The sequence below is a fragment of the Kitasatospora sp. NPDC036755 genome, from assembly GCF_040636595.1.
Classification (GTDB): Bacteria; Actinomycetota; Actinomycetes; order Streptomycetales; family Streptomycetaceae; genus Kitasatospora.
The window spans coordinates 1-15858 of sequence record NZ_JBEZUT010000201.1 but is presented as its reverse complement, the minus strand read 5'-3'; the positions used below and the strand labels follow the sequence as shown (position 1 = coordinate 15858).

Sequence of the window (15858 nt, the reverse complement as noted above, 5' to 3'; positions counted from 1 at the left end):
GGCCGGGGCGGCGGGCGCGGCGGCGGCCGGGGCCTGCGGGGCGGGCGGCAGGACGGGCGGCGGCGCGTCGATGTAGCCGGTGGCCGGGTCGACGGCCGGCTCCTCGACGACCGGAGCGGCGGGGGCGACGGGCGCCGCGGGCGCCTCCGGTGCGGGCACCTTGGTGAAGGCGACGGTCGGCTTGTGGCCGCCCTCGGCCGGAACGCCCCCGGTCTCGACGGGCGGCGCCGACTCGGCGGCGGCCTCGGCCGCGCCCGCCTCCGGCACCCGCCGGAAGGCCATGGTCGGCTGGTGCCCGCCCTGAGCGGGGCCTTCGGAAGCGGACTCGGCCGCCCCCGGCCCGGCGGGCTGCTCCCCCTGCGGCCCGACGGGCCCAACCTCGCGCTCGGTGCTCACGGACGACCTCCATAGCTGGCAGAACCAAGGACCATAGTTTTTCGCACTGTCGATTCGATTGCCGTAAGGACCCCTCTGAAGAACTCATAAGAATCCTTAGCCGGCACCGACGCCGGACCGACGGCCGGGGCTCCCCTCCCCCGCCGGACGTCCCGCGATGCGGACCGCGCGCCCTCGGCCTTGGGTGTTCGACCCCGTGCCGGTTAGCCTGGCGCTCACAACTGACACGCGGGAGCTTGGACCCACCAGGCTGAGAGTGCGCATGACGACCGTACGCCACCTGGGTGACGGACGGCCGAGGGGGCGCAGACCGCCGGAACCTGTCCGGGTAATGCCGGCGTAGGGAGTATCGGCCATGCCGTCTGCTTCGCCATCCTCTTCTTCGGGCGCGCCCGAGTCCACGGGTCCCTCCGGGGCCGCGGAGCGCTCCGGATCCGCGGACCCCTCCGGGCCCACGGCCACGGCCCTGCTGGAGCGCCCCGGGCGCACCGAGCACATCGAAGCGCCGCTGGTCCTGGACACCGAGCCGCCGCGCACGCTGCGCTTCCGCGACCACTTCGCGCTCTGGATGAACCTGGGCGTCAGCCTGATCGGCTTCTCCACCGCCGCCACCGTGCTCGGCGCCCGCGGCAGCGAGCTGTCGCTGGCCGCCGCGGTCACGGCGATCACCGTCGGCACGGCGGTCGGCACCGCGATGCTCGGTGTGGCCGCGCTGATCGGCGCCCGCACCGGCGCCCCCGCGATGGCCAACCTGCGCGGGCTGTTCGGCACCCGGCTGTCCTACCTGCCGACGGTGCTGAACATCGTGCAGTGCGTCGGCTGGGGCGTGTTCGAGCTGCTGACCATCTCGGCGGGCGCGCAGACCGTCGCGCACACCACCGGCTACCGCTGGCTGTTCGTCCTGCTCGCGGGCGCGCTGACCACCGCGCTGACCATCTGGCCGCTGGGCTCGATCGCCGTGCTGCGCCGCTTCGTGGCCGGGGCCGTCGCGGTGGCGATGGTGTACTTCACCGTCCAGCTGGGCCGCCAGGGCGTGCCGGACCCGGGCGCGGGCAACTGGCACGGCTTCCTGGGCGCCACCGACGCGATGATCGCGGTGTCGGTCTCCTTCGTCCCGCTGGCCGCCGACTACACCCGGCACTCGCGCACCCCGCGCTCGGCGTTCTGGGGCAGCTTCTCCGGCTACACGATCGCCCAGGTTTGGTGCTACGTGCTCGGCCTGATGGCGCTGCTGCAGTCGGACGGCGACCCGAACCGGATCTTCGACTCCTTCCTCGGCGTCTGGGCCGGCTGGCTGTTCCTGCTGGTGCTGGTGCTGCGCGAGACGGACCAGTCCTTCGCCAACGTGTACTCGACCGCGATGTCGGTGCAGAACCTGCTGCCGAAGGTGGACCGCCGGGTGCTCTCCGGCGCGATCGGCGTGCTGATCACCGTGCTGGCGCTGCAGATCGACGAGTTCACCGACACCTACTACGGCTTCCTCGGTCTGATCGGCTCGGTGTTCGTGCCGCTGCTGGCGGTGCTCGTGGTGGACTACTTCCTCGGCGCCGGCCGGCGCGGCTGGAACCTCTCCGCCGACGCGCCGTCCCGCTGGCTGATGCTGCTGCCGTGGGCACTGGGCTTCGCGGTCTACCAGTTCATCGCCCCGACCAAGGTGGCCGGCTGGTGGACGGACCTCTGGACCTCCGCCCAGGAGGCGCTGCACTTCACCCCCCAGGAGTGGACCTCGGCCTCGCTGTTCGCCTTCCTGGTGCCGGCCCTGGTCACCTGGGCGCTCACCCCGCTCGGCCGCCGCGCCGCCCGGTCCTGAGGAATCCGCCCGGTCCCGGGCGGACGGCCCCGGGCGGGCGGCCCCGGGCGGGCGGCCCGCACCGGCGCGGCCGGGCGGCGGGGCGCAGACGGCCCCACAGGTTGGGGCCGTCTTCGTCCGCGCTTCACCTGCGCCACCTATCGTTGGGCCCGTGACCAGCCCAGACCTGTCCTCGACGGCGGCGCGCACCGCGCCTCCCGTCCAGGTGATCGCCCACCGCGGTTCCTCCCACGCCCTGCCCGAGCACACCCTCGCGGCCTACCGACGCGCGCTCGACGAGGGCGCGGACGCGCTGGAGTGCGACGTGCGGGTCACCGCCGACGGCGCGCTGGTCTGCGTGCACGACCGCCGGATCGGCCGGGTCTCCAACGGCCGGGGCACCGTCTCGGCGATGACCCTCGCCGAGCTGGAGGCGTACGACTTCGGCGCCTGGAAGACCGGCCGCCCCAGCACCGACCCGGAGCTGCGCGGCGTGCTGCGGCTGGAGCGGCTGCTGGAGCTGGTGGTGGAGTGCGGCCGCCCGGTGGACCTGGCGATCGAGACCAAGCACCCGGTGCGCTTCCGCGGCCGGGTGGAGACCGAGCTGCTCCGGACGCTGGAGCGGTTCAAGATCGGCGCGACCCGGGAGGGCGACCGCCCGTCCGCCCGGATCATGAGCTTCTCCCCGATCGCGCTGAACCGGGTGGCCGCCGCCGCGCCGCAGTACCGGCGGGTCTTCCTGTTCGAGCGGACCCTGCCGCTGCTCGGCCGGCTGCGCCCGGGCTCGCCGCTGCCGGGCGGGGCGCGGATCGCCGGCCCGGGCATCGAGCTGGTGCGGGCCCGCCCCCGGTTGGTGACCCGGCTGCGGGAGCTGGGGCACGAGGTGCACGTCTGGACGGTGGACGAGCCGGCCGACGTCGAGCTCTGCCTGGAGCTCGGGGTGTCCGCGATCATCACCAACCGGCCCGCGGAGGTGCTGGCGCAGCTCGGCCGGTGATCGGCCGGTGATCGGCCGGGGCGGCTCGGACCGGACCCGTCGGCGGCCGGGCTCCGCGCCCTCCGAACCCCTCCGATCCGATCACTCTGGTCGGCAGTCAAACCTTCCTCGCACGAAATTGCCGGAATTCTTGCGGCCGGGCGACGGAGGGTGAGCGGGGAATGACCTGATGTCGACCGACGGTCGCCTCACTCGAAATGGGCTCGCGGGATCGTCCGGTGCTCGTTTCCGACGCATTACCAAGGGGCATCTCTCCCTCGGCATACGCTGAAGGAGGTCCGGGGGTGGCGTTGATGGTGGCGCGTGAAGTGCCGACTTCATCGACCATGGCAGTGCCGCACGGCCCAGCGAGTGTCGGGGTCGCACGGCGCCGACTGCGTCGAGATCTGGGTGACCGGCAGGTACCGGAACCGGTCATCGATGATGCTGTTCTGATCCTTTCCGAGCTGTTGAGCAACGCCTGTCGGTACGCCCGTCCGCTCGGCCCGCTGCCGGCCCTCGGCCGCAGCGCCAGGGCCGAGGTGCTCGGGCAGGTGCTGGTCGGCGTCCCGTCCGGGACGCGCTCCGCGCCGGGCGGCCGGGAGCCCGCCGAGGGCCCGGAGGAGCCGGACGGCGGGGTGCTGGTCCGCTGGCAGATGCACGCCGACGGGGTGCTCACCCTGGAGGTCACGGACGGCGGGGCGGCCACCCGGCCGCTGCCCGCGAGTCCCTCGCTGACCTCGCGCGGCGGCCGCGGCCTGAGCATCGTCGACCAGCTGGCCAGCGACTGGGGCGTGCGCGACGCCCCCGGCGAGGTCACGGTCTGGGCGGCGCTGCCCGCCCGGGCCCGGCACGCCCGGCGCACCGGAGGCGATGCCCGTAGCGCGTGAGCCGGGCTCGGGGAATGTGTCGTTAGGCTTCCCGGGACACAGGACCACCGTTCCCGGGAGAGCCGCAGCATGGGCAAGAAGGCCGCCAAGAAGGCGCCGCAGCGCCAGTCCACCACCGCCGTCACGGGCGAGATCCCCGTGGTCGGGGCCCGCGAGGACTGCCCCTGCGGCTCGGGCCGCCGGTACAAGGCGTGTCACGGCCGGGAGGCCTCGCACGCGGTGCAGGAGCTGGTGCACCGCCCGTTCGAGGGCCTGCCGGGCGAGGCCGACTGGGTGGCGCTGCGCGAGCTGGTGCCCGCCGCCACGGTGCCGCTGACGCTGGCCGCCGGGGTGGCCGAGGGCGCGACCGGTGACGTCCCGTCGGTGACCCTGGCCACCGTCCTGCCGCTGGCCTGGCCGGCCCTGCGCCGCCAGGACGGCTCGATCCTGCTCGGCCTGCAGACCCAGTCCTCCTCCGGCGACCTCAGCCGCGACCTCGCGGACGCCCTGGAGCTGGCCCTCACCACCGAGCCGGGCAGCCCGGTGCCGGCCCGCCGGACCGTCCCGGGCGGGCGCCGCCTCCAGGACCTGCTGGACACCACCGCCGCGTTCACGCCCGCCGTGCACACCGGCTTCGAGTTCTGGCTGGAAGACGCCGAGGCCGCCACCGGCGAGGTCGCCGCCTCCCTGGAGCGCGCCAACGCCTCGGCCATCCCGACCGAGAAGCTCACCGGCGTGGACTCCGCCTACTGGTGCGGCACCCCGGACAAGAACCACCTGCGCTGGGTGATGACCGTGCCCGAGGAGCAGCTGCTGGACGCGCTGGCCCGGCTGAACACGGCCGGCGAGGCCTCGCTCGGCCCGGACACCCGCCTGGTCGGCTCCTTCCGCGCGCACGGCCTGACCGTCCCGGTGTGGGACCTCCCGCTCGCGATGACCGCCGCCGACTGCGAGAAGCCGGCCGCCGAGTTCGCCGAGCGGCTGGCCGCCGTGCTCGCCGACGGGACCCCGCTGACGGCCGAGGAGCGGCGCACCCGCGCGAACCTGGTGAACCGTCAGGTCACCCTGAACTAAAGCGCGCAGGTGTCCGCGTGATACGCGTCACATTGTCGCGGTGAACGCGCAATTTCCGGGCGTGGAGGGCGTCTTGGAAATTGGCGCGGGCGCGGATCCTTGTTACTGTCTAAAGAGTCCGGCCGCTGGTGCATCCCCCGTCGCCAGCGGTCGGATCTTTTGTTTTCCGGAGCGCCCTCGGGAGCGCCCGTTCTCAGTAGGCCGAGCGTCCGCTGTCCAGCCGGACCGCCGCCTCCACCAACTCCCCCAGCAACGGCCCGACCTGCGGCAGCCAGACCCGGCCGCCGACGCCCGGCCGCGGTGCCAGCACCCAGCGCACCCTCCCCCGGCCTTCGCCCGGAGGGGCCCCCACGGCCGCGCCACCGGGCGGCAGCGGCAGGAAGCCGCCCGACCCGTGGTAATGCAACGAGCCTGGCACCCAAGGGAGTTGGACGAGCATGTCACCGAGCATGTCCAGCGAGTACGGGGCCACCAGCAGCGCGTAGCGGCCCGGCATCGCCAGCACCGGGCCGAGCGGCAGCCGCAGCGCGCTCAGGTAGACCAGCGCCCGGGCGCCGGCCGCCGCGGGCAGGCTGACCGCCGAGACCGTGGAGCCGGTGGCGGCCAACACCGGCGCGTCCGGGCTCTGCCGCTCCCACCACCAGCGCACCATCCGGGCGTCCGTGGTGGCGGCCAGCAGCGAGGGGTCGTGCGGGTGGGCGCCGGGGACGGTGCAGTCCAGGTCCCCGCAGGAGCAGCGGCCGTCGCGCAGCACGGCGCCCGGCACCACGGGCCAGCGGTGGTCGACGGCGGCCGTCAGGGCCGCGGCCAGCCGGGCGGAACGTTCCTCGGGCCGGCCCTTCGGGTTCTCACGCATGGCGCTCGTTCCTTTCCCTGACCGCTCGGTTCGCTCCGCCCGGCGTCCGTCGGGATCCTCCGCGCGGGCCGGCCGCGGCACGGCCCCGGGCGACGCGGAACGGGGCGGGCGGCAGGGCGGACGGCGCGGCTGCAACGCGGAGCGGGTGTGGAGCACGACATGAAGGGCCGCGCACCGGCACAGCCCTTGGAACGAGAATCCCGTACGCGACCGGATGGACGCCGCCCGGGCGCGCTTGGTTCCACCGTACGAGTGAGAGAGTTCCGGCCGGAGCGGCTCGCGGGCGGCACGGACATACGATCCGGACGGCCGCCCGGTCCGTCCTCCCGGTTCTGCCCGTTCGCGGCCCCCTCCATGCCTCCCGGGCCGACCGGCGCGTGCGTGAACCCCGCGCGCCCCCCGACCGGGTCGCGATGGATGTGGAACAGGCCACCGCGTCGTCCTGGATCTGGACATGCCCCGAATGGCCTGTGTAGAAGTGGTGGCATTGCTGTCGATCAATGACGAGTAGTAGCGAATCGAGGCGAAACACGCCCTTTGGCCGTGCTCGCTCCACATCGGCCGTACCTGGGGGTTTCGCATGGCACGTAGCACCGCGTCAGGAGTGACGGCATGAACGAGTCCCACCCGTCGGCGGCCCTCCCGACCACGACGACCGCCGAGCCGGGTGAACCCGGCTGCGCAGGCGGGCTCACCGTCCTCGACCTGCCCGACCTGCCCGGCCCCGTCGACGCCCCGGGCGGCACGGCGGACGACCGCACGCCGCCGTCCGCCGCCGTGCAGGACCGTTTGGCCGGACGCCTGTCCGATATCACCAGCCTGCACGAGCACACCGAGCGGCTCGCCCGCGCCCGCGGCCTGGCCGCCACCCTGGACACCGTCCTCGCCTCCGGCGCCGCCCTGCTCGGCGCCCGCCGCGGCATGCTGGTCACCAGGCGGCCCGGCGGCGGGCCCGGACAGCCGGTCGGCTTCGGCCTCGACCGCGCCAGCCTCGGAGCCCTGGAGACCGTCCCGGCCGAGCAGAGCCTGCTGGCCCGGCTGCTGCGCGAACGGGACCGGCCCGCACAGCTGCACTCCCCCGACCTCGCCGAGGACCCGGCCATCGGCGCCCGGCTGCGCGAACTCGCCGGTTACCTCGGCCTCGGCGGCGCCTACGGGCTGCCGCTCGCCACCGACGAGGACGGCCCGCTCGCCGCCGCCCTCTGGTTCTACGACGAGCCCGCCGGACCGACCGACTGCCAGCGCGAACTGGCCCGCCACTACTGCGAGGTCGCCGCCCCGCTGCTCGCCAAGCAGCTGGAGGCGGACCGGATCTCGCGCACCACCGAGGCACTGCGCCGCGGTCTGCTGCCCGACCGGCTCCCCCGGGCCGCCGGGCTGCGGCTGGCCGCCCGGCTCGTCCCGGCCGGCCTGGACCGCTCCACGGGCAGCGACTGGTACGACGCGATCCCGCTGCCGGACGGCACCGTCGGCCTCACCGTCGGCTCCGTCTCCGGCGACGGCCCCGGCGCGGGCCCCGGCTCCGCCCCCGGTGCGGCGGCCGCGATGGGCCGGATCCGGGCCGCGCTGCGGGCGTACGCGGTACTGGAGGGCGAGGACCCGGTCTCCGTCCTGGGGGACCTGGAGCTGCTGCTCAAGACCACCGAGCCGACCCGCACCGCCACCGCCGTCTACGCCTGGGTCGAGCCCGAGGAGCGCCGGATCACCCTGGCCGGCGCCGGGCACTGCCCGCCCGTCCTGGTCGGCCGGCAGGGCGCCGAGTTCGTGGAGACCTCGCTCTCCGCCCCGCTCGGCATGCTGACCTGCTGGGAGGCGCCCGGGGTGGAGTTCGTCGCCGAGCGCGGCGACACCCTGCTGCTCTACACCGAGGGCCTGGCCCGCCGCTGCGGCCCCACCCTGCACGCCGGGCAGGCCAACCTGCGCCGGGCCGCCGCCGACGCCCCGCGCGACGTGCGGATCGACCCGGACCGGCTCTGCGCCCACCTGCTGGCCGTCTGCCCGGCACCGGGGACGGCGGGCCCGGCCACCGACGACCTGATGCTGCTGGCGGCCCGCTTCGAGTGACAGTTCGAGCCCGGAACGACCGGGCGGCCGGGCGTCCGTACCATGGACGCACGGCCGCCCGCGCGTGTCGCGATCCGACACCTCCCCCGAGGGGCGGCGGTACCACCCCCCAAGGAGGCGTTGCACGTGACCGAGGACCGTACCCCCGCGGTGGCCGAGAACCCCGAGGCCGAGGGCGGCGAGGAGGCCGAGGAGTTCAAGGGCCGCAAGAACGGCCTCTACGGCGAGATCTCGGACGAACTGGCCGCCTCGATGCAGTCCGGCTGGGCCGACACCGAGCTGCACGGCCTCACCCCCGTCGCCCAGGCCCCGTACGCGGCCGAGCGCCGCGCCAAGCTGTCCGCCGCCTTCCCGGGCGAGCGCCTGGTCGTCCCGGCCGGCAACCTGCGGGTGCGCTCCAACGACACCGACTACGCGTTCCGCGCCTCCAGCGAGTACGTCCACCTCACCGGTGACCGGACCGAGGACGCGGTGCTGGTCGGCGAGCCGACCGGCGCGGCCGGCCACGAGTTCACGCTCTACCTGCTGCCCCGCTCGAACCGCGAGAACGGCGAGTTCTGGCTGGACGGCTACGGCGAGCTGTGGGTCGGCCGCCGGCACAGCCTGAGCGAGCAGGAGCAGCTGCTCGGACTGCCCGCCCGGGACGTGCGCAAGGCCGCCGAGGAGCTGGCCGCCAAGGCCGCCGACTCCGCCGTGCCGACCCGGATCGTCCGCGGCTACGACGCCGGCCTGGAGGCCGCGCTCGCCGACGCGCTGGACGCCGACAAGGACGCCGGGTTCAAGGAGTTCCTGAGCGGCCTGCGGCTGGTCAAGGACGAGTGGGAGATCGGCGAGCTGCGCGCCGCCTGCGACGCCACCGTCAAGGGCTTCACCGACGTGGTCCGCGAGCTGGGCCAGGCCGTCGCCACCTCGGAGCGCTGGATCGAGGGCACCTTCTGGCGCCGCGCCCGGGTCGAGGGCAACGACGTCGGCTACGGCACCATCGCCGCGGCCGGCCCGCACGCCACCACCCTGCACTGGGTGCGCAACGACGGCGACGTGCGCCCCGGCGAGCTGCTGCTGCTGGACGCCGGCGTGGAGACCGACACCCTCTACACCGCCGACGTCACCCGCAGCCTGCCGATCGACGGCCGCTTCACCGAGCTCCAGCGCCGCATCTACGACGCGGTGTACGACGCCCAGGAGGCCGGCATCGCCGCGGTGAAGCCCGGCGCCCGGTTCCGCGACTTCCACGAGGCCTCCCAGCGCGTCCTCGCCGAGCGGCTGCTCGCCTGGGGCCTGCTGGACGCCTCGGTGTACGACGTGGAGAAGGTCCTGGAGCTCGGCCTCCAGCGCCGCTGGACCCTGCACGGCACCGGCCACATGCTCGGCCTGGACGTCCACGACTGCGCCCACTCGCGCCGCGAGGAGCACGTCGACGCGCTGCTGGTCCCCGGCATGGTGCTGACCGTCGAGCCCGGCCTGTACTTCCAGCAGGACGACCTGACCGTGCCGGAGGAGTACCGCGGCATCGGTGTCCGGATCGAGGACGACATCCTGGTCACCGCCGACGGCAACGAGAACCTCTCGGCCGGCCTGCCCCGCCGGTCCGAGGACGTCGAGGCCTGGATGGCCTCGCTCGCCTGAGCCGACGCGGGACGGACCCGGGGCCGCGTCGGGCCCCGGGGCACGACGCGGCCGGACAACGGTGAAGGGCCCGGCCTCCCGAGCAGTGGGAGGCCGGGCCCTTCGGCTTTCGGTGCGGGGTGTCAGTTCGCGTCGCGTCCGAAGACGGACCGCTCGACGGACTTGTGGCCGTTGGACTCCGCGCTCACCCGGATGTCCACCTCGTACCTCGGCATCTTCTTGAACGTGGCCCGGAAGGTGTACTCGACGGTGTTGCCGTCGCGGACGCCCGGCACGTTCGGGTCGACCGTGACCGGGCCGCAGTCGGCCTTCAGCTCGACCGGCTTCCACACGTCGCCGACCAGGGCCTCCACCGTGACGTCGTCCGGGGTCAGTCCCTCGACCCCCCACACGGCCACCTGGGGGCGCAGGCCCGCGGTGCCGTCCGGCGAGGAGACCCGGAAGCTGAACGGGATCGGGTCCGTGGTGACCACGCCCTTGGCCGGCTGCAGCACCGAGAGGATCTCCGGGCTGTGGCTGTCGACGACGACGGCGTTCAGCTCGGCCTTGGCCATGTCGTGGTAGTCCGTGGAGTTCGGGACGGGGGCGTCCGCCTCGATCGTGATCCGCCCCGGGCGGTTGGCCTGGGACAGCCGCATCCGGTACTCGATGGTCCGGCTCTCACCGGCGGCCAGGGTGAAGGCCCCGTCGTTCCGGTTCATCACGTAGTCCATCCCGGAGCCCTGGCTGAGGTGGTCCAGCGTCTTCCAGCCGGAGGCGTCCTTGCGCTCCAGGGTGCCCTCCGCCATCGCGACGATCATGTTGCAGGGCGTGCCCTCGTACAGCTGGGTCGACACCACCGGGGCCACGCCGCGGGTGCCGGTGGCGTCGTTGTTCGTCCAGGTGACGGAGAAGGGGACCAGGTCGGTCAGGCCGATCTTCCCGCCCTCGCCGAGGCCGCCGAAGGTGATGGCGATGCCGCTTCCGCCGGGCCGGGGGGTGGCGGGCTTGGCCGGGGCGGGCTTGGCGGCGGCCTTCGCGGCAGCCTTGACGTCGGTCTTGGCCGACGCGGCCTGGTGGGCGGGAGCCTGCCCGGCCGGGGCCTCGGCGGCGGTGGCCGGCGCGGCCTCGGTGGTCGGCGCGACCCCGGTGGTCGGCGCGGCCGGGGCGGGGGTGGTCGGGGCGGGGGCGGTCGGGACGGCGCCCGCGCCGGGGGTGGCCGAGGAGGTGGCCGCGGGGGTGGTGGCGGGGGCCGCGACGGAGGCCCCGCCGTCGGTCGGGCCGCAGGCGGCGACACCGACGGCGGCGACGACGGCCAGCGGGACGATCTTCGCAATACGGGCGATAACGGACGCGTTCATGTGACAGTCCCCCCAAGGACAAGGTGATGGTGGTTTTTGATCGGGATGGGCGCCTCACTGTCGCGCCCCGAGGAGCCGGCCCGAGCCCCCCGGCTTCGCCGGCTCGCTCTCCCCGCCTCTCACCCTGATAGACGTCCATCCGCCCGGGGGGTTGCAGGTGGGTTCGAAGAAATTTTCCGCGGCCCGCCCCGGAACGCCGAAAGGCGCCGCGACCGGGGGAGAACCCCGGTCACGGCGCCTCGACGGCCCCGCTCGGTGCTACCGCTTCACGACCGCCACCGGCACGGTCAGCTCGCCCAGGACGTTCAACGGCGCGGTGGCGTCGTACGGCATCGTCGCCTGGACGGCCACCGGCATCGTCCCGGGCCCGTCCACCGGGTCCAGGGTCATCCGGTACGTCACCTTCCTGGACTCGCCCGGTGCGAGTGAGAACCAGGCGTTCTCCCTCACCATGGCGTAGTCCGTACCGCCGCCCATCGAGAGCGGGATCTCCGTCCAGCCGCTGCCGTCCTGACGCTCCAGCTTGCCCTTGTTCATCAGGACCATCTCGCTCGGCGGCGTCCCCGCGTACTCCTTCGTGTAGACCAGCGGCGCGACCTTGTCGAAGGCCTTCTGGCCGGTGTTCCGGTAGGTCACCGTGAAGGTCACCGGGGTGCCGCCGTTGGACACCTTCTGCCCGGCACCGATGCCGCCGTCGACGGTGATGGCAATGTCCTTGCCGGTCTGCGCGGCCGAGGTCGGCGGCTTGTGGGCGCTCACGTCCAGGCTGTTGACGATCGACGTCAGGCCGGCCTGGTAGTCGCTCTTCAGCCCGTTCGCCACCACGAAGACCTGGTCCGAATTCATGCCCCACAGCTGGGCGGTGAAGGTGTCACCGGGGTTGCAGGTGACGTTCCACTGGGTCTTGTCGACGGTCTTGCCGGCCACCGTGGACTTGGTCCGCACGGGTGCGCCGATCGAGGAGTAGCCGTTCCCGGGGACGTAGGGACGGCCCCAGATCGGGCAGTTCGGCTGGTGGCCCCAGCCGTCGGGGGCGCTGAGGTCGTTCATCGTCGGCCAGGGGCCTCCGAGGTCGAGTTCGTCCGCGCTGTTGTACGCCACGACCAGGACGCCGTACGGCTCGCACTTCGCCGCCGCCCAGCCCTGCTGCGGCTCGGTCGGCGCGCCCGGGCTCAGGACGCAGACCCGGTCGGCCGAGACCGGCACGGCCTTCCAACCCGCCGGGACCTTGAACCTGACACCCCGGAGGGTGTACGAACTCGCCGCGCCGGCGGTGGAGCTGGGGGTGGTGGCGGAGGAGGACGGAACACCGTCGGCGAGTGGCAGCCCGCTCTCGGTGTCGCCGGTGGGGGTGCCCGGGTCGGTGGGGGTGGGCGTCGGGCTCGGCTCGCCGGTCGGCTCGGGCGTCGGACTCGGCTCGGCGGTCAGGGTGGCGGCCGGGGGCGGCGGCACCTCGTCCTGGGCGACCGGCTCGCCGTGGAAGGTGAGCACGCCGAGCGCCATGGCGGCGGCCAGGCCCAGCGGCACGGTGACGGCGTACACCGGGCGCAGTCGCCGGATCCGGCTCTTCGGGGGAGCGGCCGGGCGCAGACCGGTCGCCGTGACCATGGAGGCCCGGGCCGTCATCGCCTCGCGGAGCAGCCGTTCCGTCGGTGTCTCGGCCGGCTCGTCGCCGTCGCCGCCGGTGCGGCGGGGGAGTTTGTCGGTCATCGAACCTTCTCCAGGTGCTTTTCCAAGGCGTCCAGAGCGCGGCTGGCGGTGGACTTCACGGCACCCCGGGACAGTCCCAGGGTCTCGGCAATCTGCGCCTCCGACAGGTCGGACCAGTAGCGCAGCACCAGCACCTCACGCTGGCGGGTGGTCAACTCCTGCAGGGCGACCAGCACCCGGCGGTGCTCGTCGTTGAGCACCGCGTGGTCCTCGGCGGACGGCGCGTCGGCCACGTGCGGGGGCACGTACTCGCGAGCGGTCTTGCGGCGGCGCAGCATCGAGCGGGCGCCGTTGACCACCGAGGTCCGCAGGTAGCCGAGCGCGTTGTCGAGGTCGTCCAACTCCTCGCCGTAGCGCTGGTAGAGCTGGGTGAAGGCGTCCTGGACGACGTCCTCGGCCAGGTCCTGGTGGTCGACCAGCAGGACCGCCATCCGGACCAGGCCGAGCCGGTGGGCGTGGTAGAGGTCGGTCAGGGTGGGCCGGTCCTCGGCGGGCTTACGGCCGCCGCGCAGCAGCCGGAAGCCGGAACGGCGCTGCTTCGCCTCCTGCTCGGTGACGACTCCGGCGAGCGGCTCGCCGGCCTCCTGCGCACCGAACAGCACGGCGACCACTCCTCGGATGGAGAAGCCCCGCCCCCCTGACTGCACGGCGGTCGGCCCGATGGCCATGGACATCTGCGAATCCGCTTTCCCCCGGGACGGTGACGGCTGCCGCCGTTCCGTCAGGTCACCTGATCAAGATCGTGATCGGGGGGATCATCCCAGCCGCCCTCTGCCGGAATCCCCCCGCCCCATTCCAAGGACGTGTGACGGCGGTGAAGGTTGCAGGTGGGTTCGAAGAAAATTCCGAAGGGGCCGGGGCGGCTACACTCACCGGCATTCCGCCACCCGTGAGCAGGGGGTTTCCATGGCCGAGCAGAACCTCGACGGCCCGGTCGGGACCGGAACCGGTACGGCCCCGGGTACGACCTCGGGTACGGCTGCGGCCGTCGCCGTCGGACGGCGGCCGGTGCCCGTCGCCATCGGCCGGCGCCCGGAGCCGGTGCACGACATCGCCGTGTACGCCTTCCCGGGGATGGCACCGTTCGAACTCGGCGTGGTGATCGAGGTGTTCGGGCTGGCACGGCCCGAGCTGATCGGGCTGCTGGCGGCCCCCTGGTACGGGCTGAAGGTGTGCGCCGACCGGCCCGGGACGCCGCTGGACGCGGTGGGCGGCTTCACGCTGACCGCCCGGCACGGCCTCGACGAACTCGCGGCGGCCGACACCGTGGTGGTCCCCGGGGTGCCGAACGCGTTCAGCGGCGAGGTCTCCCCCGACCTGGTCGAGGCGCTGCGCACCGCGCACGGGCGCGGCGCCCGGATCGTGTCGATCTGCGGGGGCGCCTTCGCCCTGGCCGCCGCCGGGCTGCTGGACGGCCGGGAGGCGACCACCCACTGGCGGTACGCCGAGCTGCTCCAGCAGCGGTACCCGGCCGTGCGGGTCGACCCGGACGTGCTGTACGTGGACAACGGCGACGTGCTGACCAGTGCGGGCAGCGCGGCCGGCATCGACCTCTGCCTGCACCTGGTCCGCAAGGACCACGGCGCCAAGGTGGCCAACGCGGTGGCCCGGCGCTTCGTGGTGGCCCCGCACCGGAACGGCGGGCAGGCCCAGTTCATCGAGGCGGCGGTCCACCCGGTCGAGGAGGACGAGGACGGCATAGCCAGGAGCATGCGGTGGGCCCTGGACCACCTGTCGTCCCCGTTGACCGTCTCCCTGCTGGCCCGTGCCGCACGGATGTCGGACCGCTCGTACCTGCGGCACTTCACCGCCCGCACCGGGACCAGCCCGATGCGCTGGGTCGTCACCCAGCGCATCGCGGCCAGCCTGGAGCTGCTGGAGTCGCCGGAGGGGACGGTGGAGGAGATCGCCGCGGCGGTCGGCTTCGAGAGCGCCGCGACCTTCCGCCACCACTTCGGCCGGGTGATGCGCACCTCACCCACCGCCTACCGGCGCTCCTTCGGGCGCGGAGCGGCCTGAGCGCGCCGCCCGTCGGGGCGGCGCGCCGGGGAGGGCGTGCCGGGGGAAGTGCCAGGGGGCGTGCCGTACGCCCCGCGCTTCCTGCGCCTCGTGCTTCCTACGCCCCGCGCTCCGGCCCGGCGCCGGGCCCGTTGTCGGCCTCGCGGCGGTCCGCGTTGGCGAGGATGGCGTCGTGCAGCCACTGGGCCAGGCCCGGCGCGACCTTCTCGTAGGTGTCGGTCCAGCGCGGGTCCGAGACGTACAGCCCGGCCAGGCCGCGGTGGATGGTGAAGGTGCAGTCGTAGAAGTTCTGGCAGATGTGCTGCCGGTGCTCCTCGGCGAGGCCGGTGGCCACCTCGCCGTCGGCGGGCTCGCCGGCCGCGATCGCCTCGGCCAGGCGGCCGTTGAGGGCGGTCATCTCGGCCTGGACACGCTGCCAGTCGGCCTTGGAGTAGCCACCGGTGCGGCGCTGCGACTCGGCCCAGGCCTCGGTGTCGCCCCAGCGCTGCTCGGCCTCCTGCTCCCATTCCTCCTGGTAGCCCTCGCCGAAGATCTCGAACTTCTCCTCCGGGGTCAGCTGAATGCCCATTCTCCGTGCCTCCATGGCGTGTTCGACGGCTGAGGCGAGTTCCTGGAGGTGACTGATCCGGTCGGTGAGCAGCCGGTGCTGCCGCCGGAGGTGTTCGGTCGGGCTGACCGAGTCGTCGTCCAGGATCGCCGCGATCTCCTCCAGGGGGAAGCCGAGTTCACGGTAGAAGAGGATCTGCTGCAGCCGGTCGAGGTCGGCGTCCGCGTACCGGCGGTAGCCGGTCCGGGTCCGGCCGGCCGGGGACAGCAGGCCGACCTCGTCGTAGTGGTGCAGCGTGCGGACGGTCACCTTGGCGATCTTCGCCACGGCACCGACCGAGTAGCCCTCACTGGTCATCGGAGTTCCTCCCTGGTGCTGACCACAAGCCTCGGCTCTCACGTCGCGTGAGGGTCAAGCGGCGGGACCCGGGACGGACGGTCGGTGGCGGGGACGGGCGCGCCGGCCTCAGACCCCGGCGCCGGCGAGCGCTCTTCATCGAGCCAGCCGTACACCCTGAGCGTCGCGGTGAACGAGCTCGGGCTCTCCTCGAGCGGCGCGTACGAGCTCGCGGTGGACGCCTGGGGCGGGACGG

The 15858-nt window shown here is 73.8% G+C and carries 12 protein-coding genes, 1 pseudogene and 1 riboswitch; of the genes and pseudogenes, 7 read left to right on the top strand and 6 right to left on the bottom strand.

All coding sequences use genetic code 11. From position 1 onward, the window contains the following. Positions 1-396 (bottom strand): annotated as a pseudogene (locus AB0E96_RS26425) (hypothetical protein); the annotation flags it as partial. Between the two features lie 218 nt (positions 397-614). After that, a riboswitch (TPP riboswitch) is annotated at positions 615-759 on the top strand. On the opposite strand from AB0E96_RS26425, the gene AB0E96_RS26420 reads away from it, so the two are divergent. From AB0E96_RS26420 to AB0E96_RS26405, 4 genes are all read left to right on the top strand, one after another. Next, positions 752-2206, top strand: coding sequence for a cytosine permease (locus AB0E96_RS26420; protein WP_359827886.1), 1455 nt, complete (start codon positions 752-754; stop codon positions 2204-2206). Its footprint overlaps the riboswitch before it by 8 nt. Positions 2207-2357: 151 nt before the next feature. Next, positions 2358-3182: a glycerophosphodiester phosphodiesterase family protein gene (locus AB0E96_RS26415; protein ID WP_359827884.1), complete on the top strand. Its 825-nt coding sequence runs from the start codon at positions 2358-2360 to the stop codon at positions 3180-3182. 449 nt (positions 3183-3631) lie between these two features. After that, complete coding sequence (locus tag AB0E96_RS26410; protein WP_359827883.1) at positions 3632-4051, top strand: ATP-binding protein; 420 nt, start codon at positions 3632-3634, stop codon at positions 4049-4051. A 69-nt stretch (positions 4052-4120) separates the two neighbouring features. Further along, positions 4121-5104, top strand: a complete 984-nt coding sequence (locus AB0E96_RS26405; RefSeq protein ID WP_359827882.1) for a DUF5926 family protein — start codon at positions 4121-4123, stop codon at positions 5102-5104. A gap of 193 nt (positions 5105-5297) precedes the next feature. Here the strand turns inward: AB0E96_RS26405 and AB0E96_RS26400 are convergent, their stop codons facing one another. Beyond that, entirely contained in the window at positions 5298-5960 is a 663-nt protein-coding gene (locus AB0E96_RS26400) for a bifunctional DNA primase/polymerase (RefSeq protein ID WP_359827880.1), read from the bottom strand. Between the two features lie 612 nt (positions 5961-6572). Between AB0E96_RS26400 and AB0E96_RS26395 the strand changes: the two genes are divergently transcribed. Together AB0E96_RS26395 and AB0E96_RS26390 are read left to right on the top strand one after the other, a co-directional pair. Then, complete coding sequence (locus tag AB0E96_RS26395) at positions 6573-8024, top strand: PP2C family protein-serine/threonine phosphatase (RefSeq protein WP_359827878.1); 1452 nt, start codon at positions 6573-6575, stop codon at positions 8022-8024. A 126-nt stretch (positions 8025-8150) separates the two neighbouring features. Continuing rightward, on the top strand, positions 8151-9650 hold the full coding sequence (locus AB0E96_RS26390; RefSeq protein WP_359827877.1) for an aminopeptidase P family protein: 1500 nt from the start codon (positions 8151-8153) through the stop codon (positions 9648-9650). A 122-nt stretch (positions 9651-9772) separates the two neighbouring features. Here the strand turns inward: AB0E96_RS26390 and AB0E96_RS26385 are convergent, their stop codons facing one another. From AB0E96_RS26385 to AB0E96_RS26375, 3 genes are all read right to left on the bottom strand, one after another. Continuing rightward, the gene (locus AB0E96_RS26385) at positions 9773-10990 is read right to left on the bottom strand and encodes a hypothetical protein (RefSeq protein ID WP_359827876.1); all 1218 of its coding nucleotides are present in this window, start codon (positions 10988-10990) and stop codon (positions 9773-9775) included. 258 nt (positions 10991-11248) lie between these two features. After that, the gene (locus tag AB0E96_RS26380) at positions 11249-12700 is read right to left on the bottom strand and encodes a hypothetical protein (protein WP_359827874.1); all 1452 of its coding nucleotides are present in this window, start codon (positions 12698-12700) and stop codon (positions 11249-11251) included. After that, positions 12697-13374: a SigE family RNA polymerase sigma factor gene (locus AB0E96_RS26375; RefSeq protein ID WP_359827872.1), complete on the bottom strand. Its 678-nt coding sequence runs from the start codon at positions 13372-13374 to the stop codon at positions 12697-12699. Before AB0E96_RS26375 ends, AB0E96_RS26380 begins: the two co-directional genes overlap by 4 nt. A gap of 232 nt (positions 13375-13606) precedes the next feature. Between AB0E96_RS26375 and AB0E96_RS26370 the strand changes: the two genes are divergently transcribed. Further along, a complete protein-coding gene (locus tag AB0E96_RS26370; protein WP_359827871.1) occupies positions 13607-14719 on the top strand; it encodes a helix-turn-helix domain-containing protein in 1113 nt (370 codons plus the stop codon). 97 nt (positions 14720-14816) lie between these two features. Here the strand turns inward: AB0E96_RS26370 and AB0E96_RS26365 are convergent, their stop codons facing one another. Next, positions 14817-15623 carry a MerR family transcriptional regulator gene (locus AB0E96_RS26365; RefSeq protein WP_359827870.1) on the bottom strand — a complete coding sequence of 269 codons (807 nt, stop codon included), beginning with the start codon at positions 15621-15623 and terminating at the stop codon, positions 14817-14819. Positions 15624-15858: the final 235 nt, after the last annotated feature.